This is a genomic window from Candidatus Nitrosopumilus sp. bin_6a, from assembly GCF_054095695.1.
In genome coordinates, this window is the sequence record NZ_JBSWSR010000003.1 from 147,040 (window position 1) to 170,149 (window position 23,110).

Consider the following 23,110-nt stretch of genomic DNA (forward strand, 5'->3'; position numbering starts at 1 on the left):
ATTTTATTAAAGTCAAAAGATTTTGAATATGGAAAAAATTTCAGTTCTTGCTATTACTAAAAATGGGATAAACATAGGAGAAAATCTAAAAAAATTCTTTCCAGATTGGGATGTATTTGCTCCATCAAAACTTACAAATGAATCAGTTGGAATTACATGGTATTCTGAGCCTACTACAGAGAAAATTGTTGAACTTTTTAAAAAAAATAATGCATTAATCTGTATTTTTTCATTAGGAGCAGTAATTAGACTAATTGCACCATATTTGAAAGAGAAGAAGACAGATCCTGCCGTAATTGTAATTGATGATCAAACAAATTTTGTGATCAGTGTTTTATCTGGTCATATAGGAGGAGCCAATGAACTAACTCAAGAAATAGCAGACAAGCTTGGAGCCATGCCTGTAATTACTACTGCAGCAGATGTTAACAAAACAATAGCAGTTGATCTAGTTGGAAGAGAATACAATTGGAAAATAGAGGATGAATCAACTGTGACAAAAATTAGTGCACATATGGTAAATGAAGAACCAATAGGTGTTTTTCAAGAGGCAGGAGAAAGAAAGTGGTATAAAAAATTGCCAAAAAATGTTGCGATATATGATAATATGAAAAATTTAAAAAAATCAAATTCCAAGGCTTATCTTATAATTTCAGATAGAATTATTGAAAAAGAAATTTCTAGAGAATCTGTGATATATCGTCCCCCAAGCTTGGTTGTTGGAATTGGATTACATTGGGATACAACAAAAGATACCATAAGAGAAGGAATAGAACATTGTTTAGAAAAATTTAATCTCAGTCCAAAATCTATTGCAAAGTTGGTGTCAATAAAAAAACCTCAAGATGTTCAAGGATTGATTGATCTTGGCAAGGAGATGAATATTCCGATAGAATATGTAAATAGAGAAGATTTGGCAGAAATTACTGCTCCAAATCCCTCAAAAATAGTAAAAGCATTTGAAGGAACTCCAAGTGTTTCGGAAGCTGCTGCTATCAAAGTATCAAAAGGGGAATTAATAGTAGAAAAGCAAAAATTCCCACCAAATTTGACTATAGCTATAGCGAGGATAATGAATTGAAAAGAGGATTGCTGCTAATTGATAGAGGAAGTAGAGAAAGAGAGGCATCTGAAGAACTAGATGTGATTTGCAAAGGAATCAAGGCAAAAGGCGACTATGTTATTGTGGATTATTGTTTTCTAGAGGTCGAACCCCCATATATCGAGGATGGAATTACTAAATGCCTCAAAAAAGATATTGATTCTTTAACTATTGTTCCTTATTTTTTGTATCCAGGTAAAAAAGTAAAAAATGCAGTTACAGATGTTATGAAATTACAAGCAAATACCAAAGTAAAATTTGTGGTTACAAAACAAATGAGTATGCATAAAACACTGGTGAATGTTGTTCAAAATAGAATATCTACAACATTAAAAGAAAATGGAATTACACTCTCAAATGATGAGATAGACATAATGATTATTGGTCATGGAAGTAAAGATCCTAATGCACAAAGATCATTAGATTACATAGTAAATTCATTAACAAATTCGTATAGAAATGTTAGTAGATGCTGGTTAGAAATTGAGCAACCAGATATTTTTGAAGGAATTAAAAAATGTGAAAAAGATAATCCAAAAGTATTGATAATTGTGTTTTATTTTCTTCATGAAGGTGCTCATGTTAAAACCGATATTAACAATGATTTGATACCAGCACTTGAAAAATCCTCCATAGAAAAAGCATTCATTACAAAACATATTGGAACTGATCAAAAGATGATAGATTTGATTTTAGAAAGAGCAAAAGAGGTAGAAGATGCAAACTAAGAAAGGGCAATCAATTGAAGACGCAAGTATGCAAATGATCGAAAACGAGATAGGTCCACATAATTTTAGCAAAAAAGAATGGCCTATTGTCAGAAGAATCATTCATTCAACAGCAGACTTTGATTTTGCAGATAAAAATAGATTAATTTTTCATAAGAATGCAATTGAAAGTGGTATGAATGCTTTGAGAAATGGTTGCAGTATAGTAGTTGATGTAAATGGGGTTATTGGAGGAATGAATAAACAAAATCCTAAGGATTTTGGAAACAATATAGTTTGTAATATTTCAAAGCCAGAAATTATGGAATTAGCAAAAAAAGAAGGCAAAACTCGCTCTCAAGTATCAATGAGGACTGCTGCATCAGATATTGATGGGGGAGTTGTTGCAATAGGAAATGCACCTACTGCTCTTCAAGAAGTAATTCAGATGGTCAAAGAAGATATTGTCAAACCCGCATTGATTATTGGAATTCCAGTTGGATTCATCTGTGCTGCAGAATCAAAAGAAGAATTATCAAAGTTGGAAGATACCCCATTTATCACCAATATTGGTAGAAAAGGCGGAAGTTCTTCAGTGTCTGCTACAATTAATGCATTATTCAAATTGATCCGTGCAGAATCATCTTTTTGAATATTTTAAAGAATTTTCAACAAAAATTTGGGCATAATTTGAACTATCAAAATACAGATGACCATAAGACGCCAACGTATTATCTTGAATTAATCCATCTTGTTGTTTTCTAATTCCATCACCAATTTCTAATGAATACGCAAATTTTGAATCAGGTGATATGGAATCTAATTCAGAGTAATGAAACTCATGACCATGAAAATCATGTAGTTTTTCAGAAATTGGATTATTTGAAATAATTTTACCTTTGGTATAGTTGAGTTTCATTTTCTTTGTCATTTTAGTTTCAGCATCAAAAATACCAATCATTTTGTATTTTTTGTTTTGGGATGAGATAGATTTTGTTAAATACATCAACCCACCACATTCAGCATAAATAGGAAGATTGTCTTCGGACAATTTTTTAATTAATTTTTTCATTGTTTGATTTTTTGAAAGTGAGTCACCCAAAATTTCTGGAAAACCACCACCAATGTAAAGCCCATCACATTTTGGAATTTTTTTATCTTTTACAGGACTAAAAAATTTTAAATTTGCTCCTTCACGACGTAATGCTTCCAAATTATCTTGATAATAGAAATTAAATGAAGTATCAAGGGCAACTGCAATAGTAGTTTCTACTTTTTTGTGTATGGGTTTTAGTTTTTTAATAAGAGTGGGAGAATTTTTTGCGATTTTAATTATCTTATTTATATCAATATATTCTGAAATTATTTTTGCAACTTTTTGAATTTGAATTTTTAGAACTTTATTCTCTAATGTAGAAATTAATCCGAGATGTCTTGAGGGCATCTCAAGTAAAGGGTTTTTTGGAATTACGCCAACGATTGGGATTTTTGTTTCAGCAAGAGCAGTTCTACATAATAGCTCATGCTTTTTACTGCCTATTTTATTAAGAATAATTCCAGCAATACAAGAATTTCTATGAAATTTTAAGAATCCAAGTGCAGTTGCAGCAATAGAACGAGAAGTTTTACTTGCATCCAAAACTAGCAGTACAGGTGATTTTGTTAGCGAGGCTACATGATGCGTACTAGCATAGTTTGAATTACCGCCATAGCCATCATAGAATCCCATTACACCTTCTATCACAGATATATCAGATTTAGAATTTAAAATGAAACTATTCAAAAGATGATTTTTACCCATCAGCCAAGCATCCAAGTTGTATGTTTCATGTTTTGAAATACTTGACAGATAGCCTGGATCAATATAATCAGGTCCAACCTTAAAAGGTTGAACAGAAAATCCATTTTTTTGCAGAGAATAAATTATTGAGCATGTGATTGATGTTTTACCTACTCCACTTGTAGCACCAGCAATTACAATTCTAGGTATTCTCAATTTGCATGACTATAATCATTTTTTATTTAAATTGATAGATTCCAAAAAATCCTTAATGTTTTTAGTAAGATCCACCAAGCATCATTTATGGAAAAGGATGGATTGACAATTGTTTATACTGGAAAAGGTAAAGGGAAGACTACTGCAGCTTTAGGTATTGCATTACGTGCTACCGGATATGAAAAGAGAACATGTATGATTCAATTTATCAAAGGTTCCTGGCATTATGGAGAAATGGATTCATCAAAAAGACTAGAGCCTGAATTTGAAATGGTAGCTGTGGGCAAAGGGTTTGTTGGTATAATTGACGATAAAAGTCCAAAAGAAGATCATCAAAAAATTGCCAAAGAGGCAATAAGAGTAAGTAATCAAAAAATTCAATCAGGTAACTATGATATTGTAATTTTGGATGAGATAAACTATGCAGTGAATCTTAATTTGATTTCAGTAAATGATGTTTTAGATATTATTAAATCAAAGCCAAAAAATGTGGATTTGGTACTAACTGGAAATTATGCCAAAGATGAAATCATTGAAATTGCTGATTTAGTTACAGAAATGAAAGAGATTAAACATCCATTTCAGGAAGGAATCAAGGCAAAGGAAGGTATTGATTTCTAACCAGCAAACATTAATTTACGCAGAAGAGAGTTTTAGAAGAAATGTCTACTGAAATTCAAGAAATGCCTGAGCAGGGAGAAATTGTTCTTGCTACAATTACCAAAGTAATGGATCATGGAGCATATGTTACATTAGATGAATATGATGACATTCAAGGGTTTTTACACATCTCAGAAATTGCTCCAGGTTGGATTAGATCAGTTAATAGATTTGTAAGAGACGGGGAGAAAAAAGTTCTCCTAGTAAAAAAAGTAAATGCTCAACGTGGAGACATAGATCTTTCATTAAAACAGGTATCAAAAGATCAGAAAAAACAAAAGCTAAAAGAAGTTAAAAAATTCGAAAAAGGTAAAACATTATTACAAAATGTTCAGGAAAAGGCTAAATTAACAGATGAAGAAATTGAAAAGTTAGAAGATAGTATTTATTCAAAATTTGATTCAGTGTATGATGCTTTCATATCTATTGGAAGAAATGGCATAGAGTCAGTAAAGGAATTAAAAATTGCTAAAAAAACTGCGACAGTAATTGAAGATATTTGTTCAAAAATAAAACTTCCTTCAGTAGAAATCAGAGGAATTATGGAGATTACAAACAATAAATCAGACGGGGTTGAAATAATTAAAAAGACGCTATTAGATGTAATTAAAAAAGATTCTACTATAGACATTACATATTTAGGAGCACCAAAATACAGACTCTCTATAGTTTCAGAGGATTTCAAATCTGCTGAGAAATTACTAAAGCCTATTGTTGAAGAAATTCAAACAAACATTGAAAAGAAAAAAGGATCATTCAAATTCATCAGGGAAGAATCAAAGAAAACGAGAGAAAACTAGTATGAGGTTTTTATTAAGAAAATGTTCAAAGTGTAATCATTATACACTAAAAGAAAAATGTCCAAAGTGTAATGAAGAGACTGTTTCTGTACATCCTGCAAAATTTTCACCAGACGATAAATACATGAGATATAGATTAGCTGAAAGATATTCCTAAGACAAGGATTTGTAATCTTTGTTTATTTCATAGATAAAAATTCCAAGCATTGGTCCAACTTTTTCTTCAGTAAAGCCAGATGATGCATAGACTAATCTTAATGGTCCATCATCACTAGAGAATTTGATATCTTTTTCATAGATACCAATCATTCCTGGAACAAATGTAGGAGATTGTTGATTTGGATTGTTTGGATTTACATATCCTAATAGAGAGAATGGAGTCATTTTTCCAAGTAAAGTTTCATTCCAAAAATAATCAGTTCCGCTAATACTATCTGCCTCCAAATATTTTGAAAGATCATATCCAGCTATCTTCATAAACCATTGTTTTTTTGATTCATCGCCACCACCTGATAATGTATAATACGACTCAGGTGTGTTTATATTCAATTTTTCACCAGCCACAAATATCAATACATAATCAGCTTGCATTTCATTAAGAGTATTCCAAGCAGAATCAGGATTACTAAGTAACATTTTTGCTATATTTTTAATTATTTGAGTGTTAACTGTAGAATTATCTGCCAATGTAGATCTTTCACCCATTGTTTGAATCCAATATCCATAATCCCACCATGCTGCAATTACAGCATCATTAGGAGTATTATTTTTCATCCAATCTAATGCATCCAGCCAATCATTAGTGCTAATTGTAAAAGATGAACCACCATTCAAAATTGTAGGCGGAGCATGTGCAATTGATGAAGGTTCTGAACCTATAGGATAAATTAACGGAGATAGCAAAAGAAGAATTATTCCTGCAACAAATGAAAGTTGTAATAATTTATGAATTGGTTTTTTAGATTGAGAATTATTTTTAAAAAATCCTTTTGTTAATGCTGTTAAACCCAAAGATGCTAAAATAATAACAGCAATTGAACCAAAAACTTCTAATCTAACAAATGTTGAACTGATATAAACTCCACAAATACCTAAAGCTAATGAAAAAGATAACATGTCATTATTTATAAAATTAGAATTTTTTGTTTGAATATTTTTAATTATTAACCAAATTCCAATACCTGAGAAAATCATTAAAACAGAATGAAATAAAAATGATTGAGCTAATGTTGTTGTTGCATGCTCAGAAACTGAATCTACTAATGGATCTGTTGTAGTTAAAAATGGATTTATAGCATTAAGATATCTATGACTTGCGGATGGTAAAAAGTCTGATTCAGAACCTATTATAAAAATAATACCAGTGATGACTAAAAGAGCAACTAAAAATAACAAACCATTTCTTTGTTTGTTTTTTGAGCTTTTCCTTTGAATCAAAATGCAAGAAATTGAAAGTATAGTAGAAAATATTAATGAAATTCCCCACAATCCAAATATATTCACTCGCTCAAACATGAAAGAAATTAAAATTGCAGTAATTGCATAAACTGGAATAGCCCACATTATGAATTTATGATCTGTTCTCAAAAAAGGTAAAGCTAAAAATAGAATTACTATTGGAATAATAAAAAATTGATTGCCACCCCAAGCAGAAATAGAAAAAATTGTAAAAATTCCTGCACCGACAAGTTTGATAAATGCAATTTTTTTATTTTTTGAATTTATTCCACTTAATAATAAATAAATAAACAAAAGACTAAAAAATATTCCTAGAGGTTCAGATTTGAACCATCCAAGAGGACTTCTAAGTATCAATGGAATAGAAACAGAAAACAAAATAGCTGAAAATAATCCAGCGGTTGTACCACCAATTATTCTAACCAATGCAAAGATTACAATTACAGACAATGAAGAAAAGATCACTGGAAACATAATTGTAAAATCATATAGATCTATACCTCCACCAAAAATCCAATAAGTTATAGCTGCTGTAAGGTGAAGCATAACTTGAGAGTTTGAAGACACATCTCTACCGTGAGGATACCAACTAAGATCATCATTCCATTCAAAATATGCTGGAATACCATTATCAATAATGTATTGAGTTGCACGATAATTAAAAAAAGGATCAAATTCATTTAATTCAAAACCAAAATCAGCAGGTTGAACACGTAAAAGAAATGACACAGTAAATGATAAAATAAGAATTCCAATGACTAGTAAATGGTTTAATTTGAAATCAAAGTTACCAATGGAAACAAGTTTAGAGTTAGTTATCAATCATTATTTCCCAAAAAACTTTGCTTATTATTCTTTGTATAAAAAATCCTAAAATAGTTAAAAATCAAGGAGCATATTTTCCTCGAAGGACAGTCTCTGTAATAATATGGTTTTTCATTTCTAATTCAATTTCTTTTTTAGTCGAGCCTTTATTCGCAATTAATTTTTGATCTAATGCATATAATTTGAAAATATATGTATGCTCCTTGTCTGGAGGAGCTGGCCCACCATAACCAATTTCACCAAAATCAGTTTCTCCTTCAATACAGGTTGAAGGAATAGAATTTTCTTTAAATTCATTATTTTCAGTTTCGATATTCCACACAACCCAATGTACCCAAACTTTTCCAACAGCTCCCATCGCATCAGGATCATCCATTATCAATGCAAGAGAAACTGTATTTTCAGGAATTTCGTGTATTTTCAAAGGAGGACTAATGTTTCCATGTTTATATCCATATTTTTTTGGAATAATTCCATTATTTTCAAATGCTGTACTTGTCAATATTAAAGCCATATTATCACTTGGTAGATCTTTAAGTTAAATATTTCTAAGATTCTAAAATTATTCTATTATTTGAAAATGAAATAATTGAACTCCCATTATTTTTGATCTTTTTTTTTAATTCTTTATCCATTGTGGCTATAATCACTCGATTTTTTGAAACATAACTAATCAATTCTTTATCAGCAAATGAACCTAGAATTGGAATTATTTTGAAATTTTTGATATAATCTAGAGTTAGTCTAATTTCTTGTTTTTTTTCTGGGATTTTTTCCAATTGTAATAATTCATTTTTTACAACTTGTGGAACGACAAAAGTGATTTGACCTATCTCTACATCCAAATTATCAATATTTTTAATTCTATTAGTAGCTAGATGAATAAGGAAAGATGTATCACAGATTACTTCAACCAACTATTCCTGCACCAATTAATCTCCATCTTTCAGCAATTCTCCTACTAATTGCAACATTACCACCTTCAAAGATACATGCAGGCCTTCTTAGTTCAATTTCAATATTTTTTGATTTAACCTGGATTACTTTGCCCAATACAGGTGCAGTTCCAATATTTAATCGGAGTAATTCACCTGATTGAATTGGTTGAACTTTTACATCTTCAGTTATGCCTACAGCAGAATCAAACAAATTTACTTCTAATTTTAATAGAGTGGAATTTTCTGGTAGGGTTCCAGGTTTACCAATAACTGATCCAATAAACGAATCACTTCTAGTCATGGAAGGATCTAATTTTGTTCCAATTGCAACCAAACCTCCAGGCTTTACTGATTCAACAATTCCTGCGGCAGTTCCTAACGAAGTGATTTCTGTTAAGAGTGGTTCGTAAGTCTTTTTCTTTTCATTCATAATTCCAGGTTTTATCTCAATTTCATCACCAATATTGAAAACTCCCTGAGTAAGACTCCCACCAATTACACCGCCCTTCATATCCTTTAGTTTTATTCCAGGCTTGTTTACATCAAAAGAACGTAAAACATGCATAACAGTGTCTGTTTTCTCATCTCTGTCAGGAGTTTTTATCGTTGATTCAATTGCTCCAATTAATGCATCTATATTTAATCCAGATTGCGCAGAAATTGGTATTACGGGTGCTTTTGCAGCATGTGTTCCTTTAACAAATTTTGTAATATCTTGATAATTTTTAAGAGCTTCATTGTAAGAAAGTAAATCTACTTTATTTTGTACAACTACAATTTGTTGAATTCCAAGTGTTTGAAGAGCTAACAAATGTTCTTTTGTTTGCGGTTTAGGAACTTTTTCATTTGCTGCAACTAAAAGTAAAGCTCCATCCATTAATGCTGAACCTGAAAGCATGTTTGCCATAAGACTCTCGTGTCCAGGACTATCTACAAAACTAACGACTCTTGATAATTCACTTTCTTTTCCACAATTATTGCACTTTGGAGTTGTAGAATATCCTAAAGGCTCTTCACATTTTTTACATTTGTAAAAAGCTGCATCAGAATAACCAACACGTATAGTAATTCCACGTTTTAGTTCTTGACTATGTACACTAGTCCATGAACCAGTCAAAGCTTGAATTAGAGTAGTTTTTCCATGATCTACGTGGCCGGCAGTACCAATGTTAACACATGGCTGATAACCATATTTTTTGATGTACCAATCAGGAAGAGTTTCTCTCCAATGCATGAGTCAAAAAGTAAAATCGGTATATGTTAAGTTATTCTTTTTTATCTTCAGTTTTTTCTTCTGCAGATTCTTCAGTAGGAGCTTCAACTGGCAATTCTCCATCAAATTTACAATTTACTTGATAGATTTCTTCAGATATTGTATTTCCGCGCATTAGTTTTCTTTTTCTCTGTCCATATTCTGCATCCTGTAAACCAACACCTTTTGAAAGCAAAACTTTTTTTCTTGCTGCACCATGAACATCATTTCTCATTGGAACACCAGATTTATCACTGCCTCCAGTGAGTTTTAGTTTTCCAGTCAATCCGACAACTGATGCATCAGTTTCATTTCCTAACTGCAATCCCAACAAAGGGTTGGCATCACTGTCTTTGAGTTCCTTTGAAACAGATTTTCCTTTAATGTCAGATATTGTAAGCTTGAAGTTTGCCAATTATTTCAAAATAAAAGTTGAACGACTAATTAACCTTTGGACATTATTTTTAAATCAAGATTAACAAAGATAGTCATGGTGGATGAGATCAGATGTCCAAGATGTGATAATAAGATGGTAGACATGCAAGTGTGTCATATGTTCTGCCCTAATTGTGGAGCTCATTTAGATTGTTCTGATAAAGGAAATTATTGGTAATTAAAGTCCAGGTCTATCTGGAATATAATCAGATGACATGTTGATTGCTTGATCTTTCATAATTTCAATGTATGATTCGTAATCTGCTTTAAAGTTACAATGTGGACATTTCACATTGGTTATATCATCATCTAATATTGCAACTTTTTCACATTCAGGACATCTTGCATCCATGTTTTTGTTAACAAATTAAGATATTTAATCATAATCAATGAATTTCTATTGGGCGGAGTTTGTCTAGTCTGGTAAGATGTCAGCTTCCCAAGCTGAAGGCCGCGGGTTCAAATCCCGCACTCCGCATTATAATTCTCTTATTGCTTGCTCTATTATTCCCCTGTCAGGAGCTTTAGGAAAATATTTTAGATAATTTTTAAGATCATCTTTTGCTCCAGAATTATTGTTTTGTTTTTCCCTAAGATAAGCACGGTTTTTGTATATTTTTGCAGAACGTTTAGGATTAATTTTAATTGCTTTATCGTATGAGTTTTCTGCTTTATCAAATTGGCCTGTTTTAAGATAAAAATTTCCTAGGCCGTTATAACTCAAGTATGAATTACTGTTGACTTGCAAGCATTTCTCATAATATTTTATGCATTCTAGAGAATTTTGAGCGTTAAGCATCGCGCCAAATAGATTAAGTGCAGTAGAATTGTCTTCATCAAGATCTAAAGCTTGTTTTAATGATTCAAGTGCTTCAGCATTATTTTTTAAAATATTTTGTTTTTCAGAAACAAGGCATAATCTATTTGATTTTTCATTAGAGTCATTTTTCAAATCTATTGAATGTAAAATGTCAGAGGGAGCCAAGATTATCATCAATCTTCCTTCTTCAGACCATTCTTTCTCAAAAACATCTTGAGGAATTGCACCTTCTTGTTGCTCGCCCTCTTGATTTCCCTTTTGAATATAATGCAAAATTGTTTTCTCTACTTCATCATAACCAGTAATTACAGAAGCGTGTTGTGTGATCTCAGGAATACCTGGAAGGATAACAATTGGCGGAATTCCTAAATCAATAATTTTTTTCAGTTCAGACAAGGATGAATGAATTATTTTACAGGTTAATCCATGTCTTTCTGCTGTTTCTATTCCCTCAATCAGAATACTGCCATCAAATCCAGAATATTTTTTTGCAGATTCTAAGGCTTCTGCCATAGGCAAATCAATATTCCAATATTTTGATACCACGTTAATTGGTAAAGGGAGACAAATATTTTCTTCATCTACAAGTGGCAATAATAATTCATGATTTTCTTCTTCCATAAAATGAAGAAATTCTGGAGTTATTAAAATCAATCAGAGTGAACAGAATTTTTCAATCAAGTCATTACCGTCTTGACTCATTTCAGGATGAAATTGGGTTCCAAAGATTGGTTTTTTTTCATATTGGATAATTTCATATTTACAATTCTTTGATTCAGCTAGTGGAATCAAGATAGTAGGTAGTTTAGATATTTCATAACTGTGGCTTTCAAAAACTTTTATTGAATTTTTACAGATTGGGCTTTCCATCATAATTTGTATTGATTCACTTCCTTTTTGAAGTGAAAGAGTTTTTCTTATAGTACCGCCTAAAGTGAGAGCCAAAATTTCTGCACCATAACATATTCCAAGTAATTTGTTATTGTTTTTTATACAATATGTAATAATTTTGGAGTTTATTTCATTGATCTTTTTTTCATTTTTTCTTCTTCCAGAAAGAATGAAAGATTCATAGTTTGAAAGGAGATCCAAGTTTAGAAGTTGTGGAGATTGCTTTTCAAATGAAATATTTTTTTGAGTTAAAAAATCAGTTAATTTTTTTGTGTATATAGAACCGTTATCAACAACAAGAAGCAATTAGTTGCCTACCTCTATTGAGACATAATGTATCTCAGGAAGTCCATCTTTTACAAATACAGTTCCAATGTTGAGATTTGTATCTTCTTGCCACATGAAGACTCTGTCACTACGTGGTTTTACAAAGTCATCTATGAATTCAAGCAAGAATTCTTCTGCATCTACACGATCACTTTCAGTAAAGAAAAATAACTCTCCTTCATTAAATGATAGTGGAATTTGAATAGATGTTGGCTCTGAAACAGAGATTCCGTTTCTTTCAAATAGCGATTTTATAATATCGATCCTATCACTTCTAATCAATTCTACATAATCATCATCAACTGTGGTTGTTGTAGATGACACACCAGAAACTTTCTTCAAATATGCTTCAAATGCTTTTTCTTGAGTTTCACCTAATCCCACAAAATATTCTCCATTAAATGCAGCACCTACTGCTGCAATGGTTCCTAATTGAGCAACAACTCCACCAGCACCTGCAGTATAAACAGGAATAAAGTAAATATCATGATCACCTACACGGTACAGAATATTATCACCGACTCTTGGATTTCTTAGAAGAGTTTTCAGTTGAGCAAATTCTGGATCTCTATCAAGTGCCTCTCTGACTGCTGTAGGACCAATAAGTTTAGTTGTAGAATCTAACGGTACTTCATAAAATTGCATATCTCCCAAGTTAGTAAGATCATTTTCTACTACCATGTATCCTGCAAGGTTTCTGCCTTGAGATCCTCGTAATTCTAAAGAGAGTAATCCCACGAATTCTGTTTGATCAAAACCAGGAGGTTTTGCTTCAACATAATATGTGTCAAGTCCACGAGGAATTTCATAAAATTCATTGGCTTGGATAAATGTCTCTACATTAGTAACGTGGTATATGTTATACATCTCTGTTTTCCAATTGAATAATTCAACAGGATATCTGATTTGTTCTTCTAACCAAGCAGGCATTGGTTTGAATTGTTCAGAGTATTGGCTAGCAAACATTTCAGTAAAGAAATCATCTCCAGTTTTTAATAACTGAATATCACCATTGTAAGAATCGACCAGTGCATAACCTACTAAACGCAAGTATGGGTTTCCGACAGACCATGGAACATCTCCAGTATCAAATCCAATAATTAGTGGAATAAGCCAATAGGAATTTTCCCCATCAGTTACAGGAAGTGAATCTAATTCTTTTCCAAACAAATCATAAAGAAAGTAAGGATATAGGATTTCCATTCTATCATGAACATCTTTGTATCTCATAATGTGTACTGATTCTCCTGGAAATGAAAGCAAAAAGTTTGGCTCAAATATCCAACTTAATGGTGGTGAAACATCCAGTCCACCTAGTCCTGAATAAGATGCTCCTCCAAGTTCTGCACTATTATCGCCTCGTGAATTAGGATAAGCAGACCATGTCTGCTCAAATAATCCGCCCTCACCATAGTAAATTTCTCGTTGCTTGAAGAACTCACCACTGTCAACAATTTGCCCATCAGTTGCTTCTAGAGTAAGAAATCCATCAGGAACATGTGTATAAACAAGATGTTCATTGTACCATCTGTTTTCAAGGCTGACAGATGTTGGCAAGATTGGTTTCATTGAGGCTGTCCAGTACAAAGTATTGTTAAAGCGGAGAATATCATTGTCTTCAAAGTCAACATATGGAATCAATCCTATCTCTGGTTTTAATTTAGCAAAAGCTGCTTCCCAATCCCAAACTCGAATGACATCAAGAACATCACTGTTTTGTTTTACATAATTTTTGATATTATTTGCTGAGACAGATTTTAGTTGAACGTCATGAATGTTTTCTTGTACATCATTTAGTTCACCCAAATAACGATTTACTCCTATTTGTTGAGCTGTATATGGGCCCAAAAATTCAATCTTTTTAGCATCTGCAATACTATTGTTAACTGAAACAACTCCAGCTACAATTATTGCAATAGCAACGATTGTCAAAAATCTGATATACACATCTCTCTTAAACATATGAGTTAAAACACGTGCTCTGATTCTATCAACTACTGAAAATGCAATTAATGCAAAACCTATGACAAGAGTACCTCCAATTACATATCTTGTGTTGTAATCAATTTGATCTGTAAAAAATAAATTGATTCCAGCCCAAATAATGCCTATACCAATTATTCCTTCAATTGTTGAAACGTAATTTAGATATCGTGGTTTTCCTTCATTAGAATCTTGAAGATAAGACGTAATTACATTAATTATTCTGTGAATTCCAACATACAAAACTAGACGTAGTCCAATGGCTGCAAGTAATGGTGGAATCAAAATTGCCAAAGCAGGAATCATCGGAATAACATTTTCTGATGCATAGTTTGGATTGGTATCTGGAGTTACAAATGGCAAAGTAAACAAGGATGGTAAATGTTCCAATCCCAAAGTATTTCCATCAATAAAGGACATGGCTGCAAATCCAAACATGATATTTGCAAAGAAAGCTCCAAAAAGCAGAATCTTTGTGATTTGCCAGATTACAAATTGCGGTATAGATAATTTGTGATCTCTAAAACTTTTCAGTGTGTTTGAGATTGGTTGTTGTCCACCGCCACCTAGAAATCCGATTCCAGTACTAATTGCATACCAGAAAATTGAAGAACGTCCTGCGATGTTGACCCGAATAAGAGCAATAGCAGATAAAATTATTGCAGAAACAAGTGTATAGTAGAGAGGTTTAGAAAATTGATCGCCAAATTCAGTGAAATTCATTGATAAAATTACTGCCTGGTTACCCACCATAGTGAAAATCACAATTCCAATAATTGCAACAATACCTAATCTGATGTATTTTCCAGCATCAGGGGGTGGAGCTTGCTTATCAGTAGAGGCGCTATACAAAACTAAATTTTATTCAGATTCGGTAAATTAATGTCTTACCAGCAAAATCAAGCGATTCTAGCTAGTTTTTTACAAATCATGTAAACTGCAGCAAATGTGGGAACCGTTACTTTTTCGTTGATGTAGGGTCCAAATGTTTTATTTTTTAATTTAAATTCAATTGGACAGTTTGCAAAAACTTCTACCGTATCATCGCTAAGAAAAGATGCTTCTACATATGGATTAAATTTTGTCAAATCATTGCATTGAATCTTTGTTAATCCACTTTTACTGTTAATTGAACCAGGCAATCTAAAAATTCTGTGAATGTCCATAGTTACATTAGGATCTATTTTTACTCCAATGCTTTCAGATAAATCATCAAGAGTTTTTTGAAAAGAAGAATAGCCATTTGCAAGTAATTCTGTGATTATTTTTGAGCGCTTAGATTTTGAGCCAAAAATTTGTTTTGCAAATCTTCCTCTCCAACCTTTCTCATTAAAGTCAGGAAATGATGCACGATCTTGTTTTAGTTTTTTCATTCCAAATGTTTCGGGAATAGCTCCACGCAATGAAATATAATCAGTTAACTCTGATCTTTCTCTTGATCCAATTTCCTGAAACTGTGAATCATACACATAAACATGAAATCCTTCATTACCAGAAAAATAGACATGTATGTTATCTTTGATTATTGCAAGATCATCAATTAAAACTTGAGACAGTTTTGAGACTTCTGTTTTTGATGCATCAATGCAATTTTTGCATGGCAAAGATTTTTTTTCTAATTTAGTGGAATTACATTTTGGACATTGTAGAGAGTTTTTTGTTACCTCATTACATTCATTGCAAATTGATACTGTGTGATTTTCTCTACATGACAAATTAAGATCTTTTGCATCAATGTCAAAAATTAGATCAGCCTCTTTCCAATCTTTTTCATTCATAGGTAAATTAGGAAATGTATAGTATGCATTAGAGCAGTAAACATCAGACGGAATGTTTTGTATTAACATTAGATGTAATTCTTTGTCATCCTTTATTGCAATATGACGAGTCATTCCAGAATTGAATTTTTGATAGCCAAATTCTCTTTCAGAGGTTCTTTCTGGAACTTTGATTTGATCAAAATGTTCAAAATAATATTTCTTAAAAGAATTTTCCAGAAATTGTATATCAGCATCTTGCATTATTTTTTCTTCCTTCCAAATTGTAAGGGATTGATTATATTATCACACTCTGATGTTGCAAAGCATAGATTTTGTGTTTTTAATTTCTCACATGATGGGCATGAATAATGAGTTCCAGATCCTGATGTACCTGCCAGATGATTAAGCTGATACAAAGTAACACGTTCATTGTAATCAGGAGCATTTTTGAATAATGGTGCAATTTGTTGAACTGACTGTCCTTTTGATAAAAGAAAAGTTGCCAGCATAAATCGTCCAGAATGAGGGAGGTTTTCTCCCTTTTCAAGGATTTCAATTGCATGTTTTACACATGGCGGATATTCTCCAGTAGTAACGGTATAAGTTACAAACTTTTTTGATAGTGATACTAGTTTGCTTACAGAGTCTTCAAAACCAGGAATCATGGTAGGGGTTCTTGCGTTAATGATTTTTGAGTTGATGTATGTCCCTAATTCTTTTCTTATCAGTCTGACTGTTTCGTGTGGTGAAAGATAGACTTTGCCATCTTCTACATGTCGATTAATTAGTTTCCATTCTCTTTCATGGAAATTAATAGAGTGTTTTAGGTAATTAGATACTGGAATAACAAAATAGTCATCTAGTTTTTCTACTTGAACTGAAAAAAGATCATCAATTACTCTTATTGCAAGTTGATTTTTTGATTCATCTGAAATGTTGGCAAGATCTTTTTCCAGGTATTTTTCTGCTCTTCTTGCCTCAGCTAAGGAAAATCTTTTGATCAAAGTATGCATTCCACTTAGTTTCAATAATACAATCGCTAACAAAAAGGAGAAGACTTCTCTTGGTAAAGCAGCCTCTTTTGAGACATGATCTCCATCTAAATCAGATTTGTAGATTTTTCCGTCTGCTGCAACTCTGATTCTTTCATATGCTTTCTCAACAAGCTGTTTCAAGTCAGGATCAGATCCAAATTGTTCAAGTGAAAACCCTTGATCTTTGAGATACTGTCCTGCATCTGCTAGAAAGGGATATTTCGCAATTTCATCTTGTCCTAGTGCAAGCATGAAAGTAATTTGCTAAGTTCACTTAAAAATCTGATTTTTAGATTTTGACTCTGGTTTAAATTATGTTTTAAGAAACATTGCATATGCAAGTCGGTTGCCATGTCTCAATATCTGGATCTATTGACAAGTCAGTAGATAATGCTATTGAGAGAGAATGCTCTGCATTTCAAATTTTTACAAGAAATCCAAGAGGATGGCATGCAAAACCACTTGCCAAAGAAGATATTGATAATTTTAAAGCAAAACTCAAAGCAAGCAAAATTGATAGATTGGCAACTTGTGCACATATGCCATATTTACCAAACCTTGCAACACCAAAAGATGATGGATTTGAGAAGTCTGTTAAAACTTTGATAGATGAGATGGAAAGATGTGCACAGTTAGGAATTCCGTATCTAGTGACACATCTTGGAAGTCATTTGGGAACAGGCGATGAAGCTGGAATTAAAAGGCTCGTTGAAGGATTGACCAGAGCTGGAAAGACAAAAAATGACGTAATGATTTTGCTAGAAAATACAGCAGGACAAAAAAATTCTGTTGGTTCTGATTTTAAACAATTGGGGGAAATTTTCAAACAGTTAAAGCCTGCAAAAAAGTTTGGTGTTTGTTTAGATACTTGTCATGCGTTTGTTGCAGGATATAATTTGAAAACTGAAGAAGACGTAAAGAAAACCTTTTCAGAATTTGACAAACATGTTGGGATTGATAATTTAAAAATTCTTCACCTAAATGATGCAAAAGGAGAAGTAGGTTGTAATTTGGATAGACATTATCATTTGGGATTAGGTGGAATTGGAGAAAAAGGGATTTCATCTGTTGTTAAATTTGCCAACAAGAGAAAGATCCCCATAATTTTAGAAACTCCCATTGATGATGACCGTGATGACTTTGAGAACGTTAGAGTTGCAAAAGGATTTGCGTAGAAATTTATTTCATGAGTGAATTGATGTTATAATGGATTATGAAGCAGTTATGAAATTGGCACTTGAGCGAGGGTTTTACTTTCCTAGCTGTGAAGTATATGCTGATGCGCAAGCAGGGTTTTGGGAATATGGTCCATCAGGAGTTAGTCTGAAAAATAAATTTTTAGAATTATGGAGAAGAGAACTTGTCAGAAGGGATGGAATGCTAGAAATTGACGGTTCTCAAATAATGTCAAAGTCAGTTTTTGAGGCATCAGGGCACTTGGGAAATTTTGCTGATCCGATTATAAAATGCACAAAATGTAATGCAACATTTAGAGCAGATAGAACTATTGCAGAACTTATACAAATTGAAATTCCTGAAAGCGCAGACTTGGAAGAGTTTGATAATGCAATTGCACAAAATAATATCAAATGTCCAAAATGTAAAGGTGATTTTGGCAAAACCAAAAATTTCAACATGATGTTCAAAGTAGGTATTGGTCCTGAAGAAGAAGAAGCATATCTACGACCAGAAACATGTCAATCAATTTTTGTAGATTTTCCTAGACTATACAAGACCATGAGAGGCAAACTGCCTTTGGGAATTGCCCAAGTTGGAAAGAGTTTCAGAAACGAAATAGCTCCAAGACAGAGTCTGCTTCGATTAAGAGAGTTTTATCAGGCAGAAATTGAGGTATTTTGTAATCCAAATAAACTATCAGAGATGGAAAAGTTTTCAGAAATTCAAGATGTCATCATTAGAGTTCAAACAGATGCAGAATCTGTTTCCATGACATGTAAAGATGCAGTAGAATCAGGTATTATTCCAAACAAATTTGTTGCATACTACTTGGGAATATTGACTGAATTTTATGAGAAAACTGGAATAGATATTACAAAAAGTAGATTCAGAAAACTAGGTGACAAAGAAAAAGCATTCTATGCTGAAGTTGCATTTGATTTTGAAGTAGAGACTACAATTGGGTGGTTGGAGTTAGTGGCATGCAACTATAGATCTGACTATGATTTGTCTAGTCATGAAAAAAAGAGTAAACAAAAGTTCGAAATAATGGATGGAGATGACAAAGTTTTGCCACATGTATTTGAGATTTCAATGGGAATTGATAGAAGTTTATACACCATATTAGAGCACAGTTTGAAAGACGACAAAGAACATGAGAGAATAGTTTTAGCCCTAAAACCATACTTGTCTCCTGTTCATATTGGAATTTTATCTTTGGTGAAAAAAGACGGATTAAAAGAGAAAACTGATGAGGTCTATTTGAAACTAAAAAGAAAATGTGATGCATTTTTGGATCATTCTGGCGCAATAGGTAGAAGGTATAGAAGACTCGATGAGATTGGTTCACCTTTTGCAATCACAGTAGATCATCAGACACTAGAAGATGAGACAGTAACAATACGCATGAGAGATTCCATGGAACAAAAAAGAATCAATATTTCTGATTTAGATTCTGAAGTTATCCAATCAATTGCATTTCCATAAACAAATTACTTTATGAATTATTGAGAATAGATTGTAACAATATCATGATTAAATCTATACTTTATTTTCACATCAATATCTTCAGATGCATCTGCATGTTGAATTAATCCATCTTCTGATTCTAATGATATATTCCATTGACCAATGATTGGATCGATTGATGTAATTGAGAATCTTTCAAGTGAATTATTTGCACCACTGTACTTTATTCTAAGTATTTGATCTCCATATGGAACACTCTTTAATCCACCACGTTGTTCCATAGTACTATCATTAACAAGACATTCATCTCCGCCACCAATGATACATTGGCCTTGCGGATCAGTTACTGTAAATCTAACAGTAGAGTCAGTATTTGATGCATACATTAGTGCTGGATCTGCAAGGACTGAGCCATCTCTTTCTATGATTTCTAATGTAGGCATATCAGTTCCAGATACAGTTATTGTCTTTGGATTGGTAACAAGTGGAGAAGAAGAAGTGGTAACTTTTCCGTCAAATAATTCAACTATACCTTGAATATCATATGATACGTAACTATCAGAGCTTGGAACATTCCAATTAAAGATGACTTGGGTTTGCCCAGTACCTATTAGTTGTGATTTTTGTGATACAGTTTCACCATCAACTACTAACGATACAATTCCATATGATGGCTCATCTTCGTTGAATAGATAAAACTCTGGTTTTACAATAGAGTTAGATGCACTAATTGTTGGTATGTCAACTTCAAGTGTAATGTCAGATACAATGCTTGGTTTTACACCAATGTTGTAATGAGTTGATTCGGTTTGTGCGCCATTTTCATCAGTAACGTGTAACCAATAAGTCATTCCTGGTTCTACAAGGAAGAATGATGGGATTGATCCACTTACAGCATATGTATTGCTTTCAGCAAATAGTTGGGTCAGACTCATCTTTACTGCAATATAATCAGCATCCGTTTGTCCCATTGTAATTGATCTTAGTTCAACACTTTGTACTGTTGTTTGACTATCAACAATTGAAGATACTGTTAACTCTTCATTGTTAATGAATAAAAATTCTGATTCAGATGCATCAATTGAAGTATTGTTTCCAATCTTAACTTTAGTGTCAAAGAATCTTGTAGAGGATTCAGGAACTTCTGGAAGAACATCTTCAGGGAGTGCAACAACTATTGTTGTTCCTTCACATGAAAGTAGTTTAACTGAAGTCTGTACAACATTGGAAGTGTTTCCGATTTCTTCTGTAACAACCACCATCATAAATGATTCATCAGATGAGATTGGTATTTCATAGAGATATTTGTCAACAGCAGAGAATTCGTTGAGTTCAGCATATGGTTGTATGTCAGATAACGTTCCAAATACAACTCCAGATTTTGCAGTAGATACTCTAACTGTTGGTGGAACATCGGCATCGCTGGAGATTAGAATTTTTGCCATGTTGTCTGAACACTTGTCATAGGAAATCTCATTGATTGCAAGTGGAGAGCCTAAGATTCCGCCAAAGCCTGCTGCACTTGCACCTGCACCTCCACTTACACCTGTTCTACCACCGCCACCACTAGATGATGATGAAGTATCTGATGAAGATGAAGTAGCTGATGAAGATGAAGTACCTTTTGCTACACCAAACTGAGTCAAGTGAGTAGTCCAGATATAGATATGAGAACCATCATCTTTCCAACATTCTTGACCAGCTTTGAGTTGCCCTGCTCCATTAATTCCATCAATTATAGCAAGAGTATCACCATTACAAATAGTAGTTATAACTTTGGCTGCATCAGTACCTTGTTTGAAGAATGCAAATAGTCCTTTGTTACCTTGTGTTGGGAATTCTACTCGTATAGGTTTACTTAGCGATAAAGATTGATCAGATCCAAGTTCTATTACCAGTACAGGAGTTTCATATGTGGTGGTGGTATCACCTGATGTAGTAGGTGGAACTGTTGCTGTAGTAGCACTAAGTAATTCAATTTTTCCATCCCAGGTGTTTGTACCAGAGAAAGTAGTGTTATCAAATACTGTTGTTTTTGCTTCTATGCTAGAATTATTATCAGCATCACGATTGACTGTCCATCCAGAAGAGTAAGTTACTGTTTTTGTTGTTGCAGTTGTAGTTGCAAGAGCACTAGAATCCAAGAATACATTATCAGTGTTTGCAGCATTAATGTTGATTGTAGCTGAAGTAAGTCCTCCTGTAGGAACTACAACATTAGTGTTAACTGACGTGACAGAGATTATTTTAGCATCAGATGCCGGATTAATAATGATTGGATTAGAAGTAGAAGGATTAGATGGTGTTCTTTGTGTAAATGTACCGCCAGCAATGAGTAGTGACTCTGATAGGGAAGTGGTAAATGCTGCATCAGTGTTAACTGTACCGTCAGATAGTGATAGTGATTCTGAGAGGGAGACAGATTTGGCTCCAGTTACACCAACTGTACCGTCAGATAGTGGGAGTGATTCTGATAGAGAAATGGTAAATGCTGCATCAGTGTTAACTGTACCGTCAGATAGTGATAGTGATTCTGAGAGGGAGACAGATTTGGCTCCAGTTACACCAACTGTACCGTCAGATAGTGGGAGTGATTCTGATAGAGAAATGGTAAATGCTGCATCAGTGTTAACTGTACCGTCAGATAGTGATAGTGATTCTGAGAGGGAGACAGATTTGGCTCCAGTTACACCAACTGTACCGTCAGATAGTGATAGTGACTCTGATAGGGAAGTGGTAAATGCTGCATCAGTGTCAACTGTTCCGTCAGATAGTGATAGTGACTCTGATAGGGAGACAGATTTGGCTCCAGTTACACCAACTGTACCATCAGATAGTGATAGTGATTCTGAGAGGGAGACTTGTTTAGCTGCATCAGTGTTAACTGTACCGTCAGATAGTGATAGTGATTCTGAGAGGGAGACAGATTTGGCTCCAGTTACACCAACTGTACCGTCAGATAGTGATAGTGATTCTGAGAGGGAGACTTGTTTAGCTGCATCAGTGTTAACTGTACCGTCAGATAGTGATAGTGATTCTGAGAGGGAGACAGATTTGGCTCCAGTTACACCAACTGTACCGTCAGATAGTGATAGTGATTCTGATAGAGAAATGGTAAATGCTGCATCAGTGTTAACTGTACCGTCAGATAGTGATAGTGATTCTGAGAGGGAGACAGATTTGGCTCCAGTTACACCAACTGTACCATCAGATAGTGATAGTGACTCTGATAGGGAAGTGGTAAATGCTGCATCAGTGTTAACTGTACCGTCAGATAGTGATAGTGACTCTGACAGGGAGACAGATTTGGCTGTTGTTGTGTTAACTGTACCATCAGATAGTGATAGTGACTCTGATAGGGAAGTGGTAAATGCTGCATCAGTGTCAACTGTTCCGTCAGATAGTGATAGTGACTCTGATAGGGAGACAGATTTGGCTCCAGTTACACCAACTGTACCATCAGATAGTGATAGTGA

At 33.3% G+C, this 23,110-nt stretch carries 21 protein-coding genes, 1 tRNA gene and 1 pseudogene; 10 read left to right on the forward strand and 13 right to left on the reverse strand.

Annotated features, from left to right (window positions below):
* Nucleotides 1–28 precede the first annotated feature (28 nt).
* The 3 genes from ACW9XA_RS04760 to ACW9XA_RS04770 are packed head-to-tail and all read left to right on the forward strand — an operon-like array spanning nucleotide 29 to nucleotide 2,461.
* On the forward strand, nucleotides 29–1,081 hold the full coding sequence (locus ACW9XA_RS04760) for a cobalt-precorrin 5A hydrolase (protein WP_457763237.1): 1,053 nt from the start codon (nucleotides 29–31) through the stop codon (nucleotides 1,079–1,081).
* Nucleotides 1,078–1,830, forward strand: a complete 753-nt coding sequence (locus ACW9XA_RS04765) for a sirohydrochlorin chelatase (RefSeq protein WP_457763238.1) — start codon at nucleotides 1,078–1,080, stop codon at nucleotides 1,828–1,830. Before ACW9XA_RS04760 ends, ACW9XA_RS04765 begins: the two co-directional genes overlap by 4 nt.
* Nucleotides 1,820–2,461 carry a precorrin-8X methylmutase gene (locus ACW9XA_RS04770; protein ID WP_457763239.1) on the forward strand — a complete coding sequence of 214 codons (642 nt, stop codon included), beginning with the start codon at nucleotides 1,820–1,822 and terminating at the stop codon, nucleotides 2,459–2,461. Before ACW9XA_RS04765 ends, ACW9XA_RS04770 begins: the two co-directional genes overlap by 11 nt.
* On the opposite strand, the gene ACW9XA_RS04775 is transcribed toward ACW9XA_RS04770, so the two are convergent.
* Nucleotides 2,450–3,805 (reverse strand): cobyrinate a,c-diamide synthase, encoded by a 1,356-nt coding sequence (locus tag ACW9XA_RS04775; RefSeq protein WP_457763240.1) that lies wholly within the window; start codon nucleotides 3,803–3,805, stop codon nucleotides 2,450–2,452. The two genes, ACW9XA_RS04770 and ACW9XA_RS04775, sit on opposite strands and share 12 nt — an antisense overlap.
* Nucleotides 3,806–3,874: 69 nt before the next feature.
* Between ACW9XA_RS04775 and cobO the strand changes: the two genes are divergently transcribed.
* From cobO to ACW9XA_RS04790, 3 genes are read left to right on the forward strand one after another with little or no spacing between them, the layout of a single operon-like run.
* Nucleotides 3,875–4,426, forward strand: coding sequence for a cob(I)yrinic acid a,c-diamide adenosyltransferase (cobO, locus tag ACW9XA_RS04780; RefSeq protein WP_457763260.1), 552 nt, complete (start codon nucleotides 3,875–3,877; stop codon nucleotides 4,424–4,426).
* 41 nt (nucleotides 4,427–4,467) lie between these two features.
* The gene (locus ACW9XA_RS04785) at nucleotides 4,468–5,265 is read left to right on the forward strand and encodes a S1 RNA-binding domain-containing protein (protein WP_457763241.1); all 798 of its coding nucleotides are present in this window, start codon (nucleotides 4,468–4,470) and stop codon (nucleotides 5,263–5,265) included.
* Nucleotide 5,266: 1 nt separating this feature from the next.
* Nucleotides 5,267–5,422, forward strand: a complete 156-nt coding sequence (locus tag ACW9XA_RS04790) for an RNA-protein complex protein Nop10 (RefSeq protein WP_457763242.1) — start codon at nucleotides 5,267–5,269, stop codon at nucleotides 5,420–5,422.
* Here the strand turns inward: ACW9XA_RS04790 and ACW9XA_RS04795 are convergent.
* The 6 genes from ACW9XA_RS04795 to ACW9XA_RS04820 form a co-directional block, all read right to left on the reverse strand.
* Entirely contained in the window at nucleotides 5,419–7,545 is a 2,127-nt protein-coding gene (locus tag ACW9XA_RS04795; RefSeq protein WP_457763243.1) for an STT3 domain-containing protein, read from the reverse strand. The two genes, ACW9XA_RS04790 and ACW9XA_RS04795, sit on opposite strands and share 4 nt — an antisense overlap.
* A 64-nt stretch (nucleotides 7,546–7,609) precedes the next feature.
* Nucleotides 7,610–8,062: a YbhB/YbcL family Raf kinase inhibitor-like protein gene (locus ACW9XA_RS04800; RefSeq protein WP_457763244.1), complete on the reverse strand. Its 453-nt coding sequence runs from the start codon at nucleotides 8,060–8,062 to the stop codon at nucleotides 7,610–7,612.
* 34 nt (nucleotides 8,063–8,096) lie between these two features.
* A complete protein-coding gene (locus tag ACW9XA_RS04805) occupies nucleotides 8,097–8,465 on the reverse strand; it encodes a PIN domain-containing protein (protein ID WP_457763245.1) in 369 nt (122 codons plus the stop codon).
* Nucleotides 8,458–9,720, reverse strand: a complete 1,263-nt coding sequence (locus ACW9XA_RS04810) for a translation initiation factor IF-2 subunit gamma (RefSeq protein ID WP_457763246.1) — start codon at nucleotides 9,718–9,720, stop codon at nucleotides 8,458–8,460. The genes ACW9XA_RS04805 and ACW9XA_RS04810 overlap by 8 nt, the downstream gene beginning before the upstream one ends.
* 31 nt (nucleotides 9,721–9,751) lie before the next feature.
* A complete protein-coding gene (locus tag ACW9XA_RS04815) occupies nucleotides 9,752–10,153 on the reverse strand; it encodes a 30S ribosomal protein S6e (RefSeq protein ID WP_457763247.1) in 402 nt (133 codons plus the stop codon).
* 198 nt (nucleotides 10,154–10,351) lie between these two features.
* Nucleotides 10,352–10,525, reverse strand: coding sequence for a zinc-domain-containing protein (locus ACW9XA_RS04820; protein WP_457763248.1), 174 nt, complete (start codon nucleotides 10,523–10,525; stop codon nucleotides 10,352–10,354).
* Between the two features lie 52 nt (nucleotides 10,526–10,577).
* Between ACW9XA_RS04820 and ACW9XA_RS04825 the strand changes: the two genes are divergently transcribed.
* Nucleotides 10,578–10,651: transfer RNA gene (locus ACW9XA_RS04825), tRNA-Gly, on the forward strand.
* Here the strand turns inward: ACW9XA_RS04825 and ACW9XA_RS04830 are convergent.
* Genes ACW9XA_RS04830 through ACW9XA_RS04850 form a run of 5 tightly spaced genes read right to left on the reverse strand, consistent with a single transcriptional unit; the run spans nucleotide 10,652 to nucleotide 17,240 of the window.
* Nucleotides 10,652–11,614, reverse strand: a complete 963-nt coding sequence (locus ACW9XA_RS04830) for a tetratricopeptide repeat protein (RefSeq protein ID WP_457763249.1) — start codon at nucleotides 11,612–11,614, stop codon at nucleotides 10,652–10,654.
* A 33-nt stretch (nucleotides 11,615–11,647) separates the two neighbouring features.
* On the reverse strand, nucleotides 11,648–12,190 hold the full coding sequence (locus tag ACW9XA_RS04835; protein ID WP_457763250.1) for a type 1 glutamine amidotransferase: 543 nt from the start codon (nucleotides 12,188–12,190) through the stop codon (nucleotides 11,648–11,650).
* Complete coding sequence (locus tag ACW9XA_RS04840) at nucleotides 12,191–15,046, reverse strand: UPF0182 family protein (protein ID WP_457763251.1); 2,856 nt, start codon at nucleotides 15,044–15,046, stop codon at nucleotides 12,191–12,193.
* A 47-nt stretch (nucleotides 15,047–15,093) separates the two neighbouring features.
* The gene (locus ACW9XA_RS04845) at nucleotides 15,094–16,215 is read right to left on the reverse strand and encodes a DNA primase small subunit domain-containing protein (protein WP_457763252.1); all 1,122 of its coding nucleotides are present in this window, start codon (nucleotides 16,213–16,215) and stop codon (nucleotides 15,094–15,096) included.
* Nucleotides 16,215–17,240, reverse strand: coding sequence for a DNA primase (locus tag ACW9XA_RS04850; RefSeq protein WP_457763253.1), 1,026 nt, complete (start codon nucleotides 17,238–17,240; stop codon nucleotides 16,215–16,217). Before ACW9XA_RS04850 ends, ACW9XA_RS04845 begins: the two co-directional genes overlap by 1 nt.
* Nucleotides 17,241–17,323: 83 nt before the next feature.
* Here ACW9XA_RS04850 and ACW9XA_RS04855 point away from each other — a divergent pair, with 83 nt between their 5' ends.
* Together ACW9XA_RS04855 and glyS are read left to right on the forward strand one after the other, a co-directional pair.
* Nucleotides 17,324–18,163, forward strand: a complete 840-nt coding sequence (locus ACW9XA_RS04855) for a deoxyribonuclease IV (protein WP_457763254.1) — start codon at nucleotides 17,324–17,326, stop codon at nucleotides 18,161–18,163.
* Nucleotides 18,164–18,194: 31 nt separating this feature from the next.
* On the forward strand, nucleotides 18,195–19,652 hold the full coding sequence (gene glyS / locus ACW9XA_RS04860) for a glycine--tRNA ligase (protein ID WP_457763255.1): 1,458 nt from the start codon (nucleotides 18,195–18,197) through the stop codon (nucleotides 19,650–19,652).
* Between the two features lie 17 nt (nucleotides 19,653–19,669).
* Here glyS and ACW9XA_RS04865 read toward each other — a convergent pair whose 3' ends face one another.
* Nucleotides 19,670–21,778: a hypothetical protein gene (locus ACW9XA_RS04865; protein WP_457763256.1), complete on the reverse strand. Its 2,109-nt coding sequence runs from the start codon at nucleotides 21,776–21,778 to the stop codon at nucleotides 19,670–19,672.
* 28 nt (nucleotides 21,779–21,806) lie between these two features.
* Here ACW9XA_RS04865 and ACW9XA_RS04870 point away from each other — a divergent pair.
* Nucleotides 21,807–23,110, forward strand: a pseudogene (locus ACW9XA_RS04870) (hypothetical protein); the annotation flags it as partial.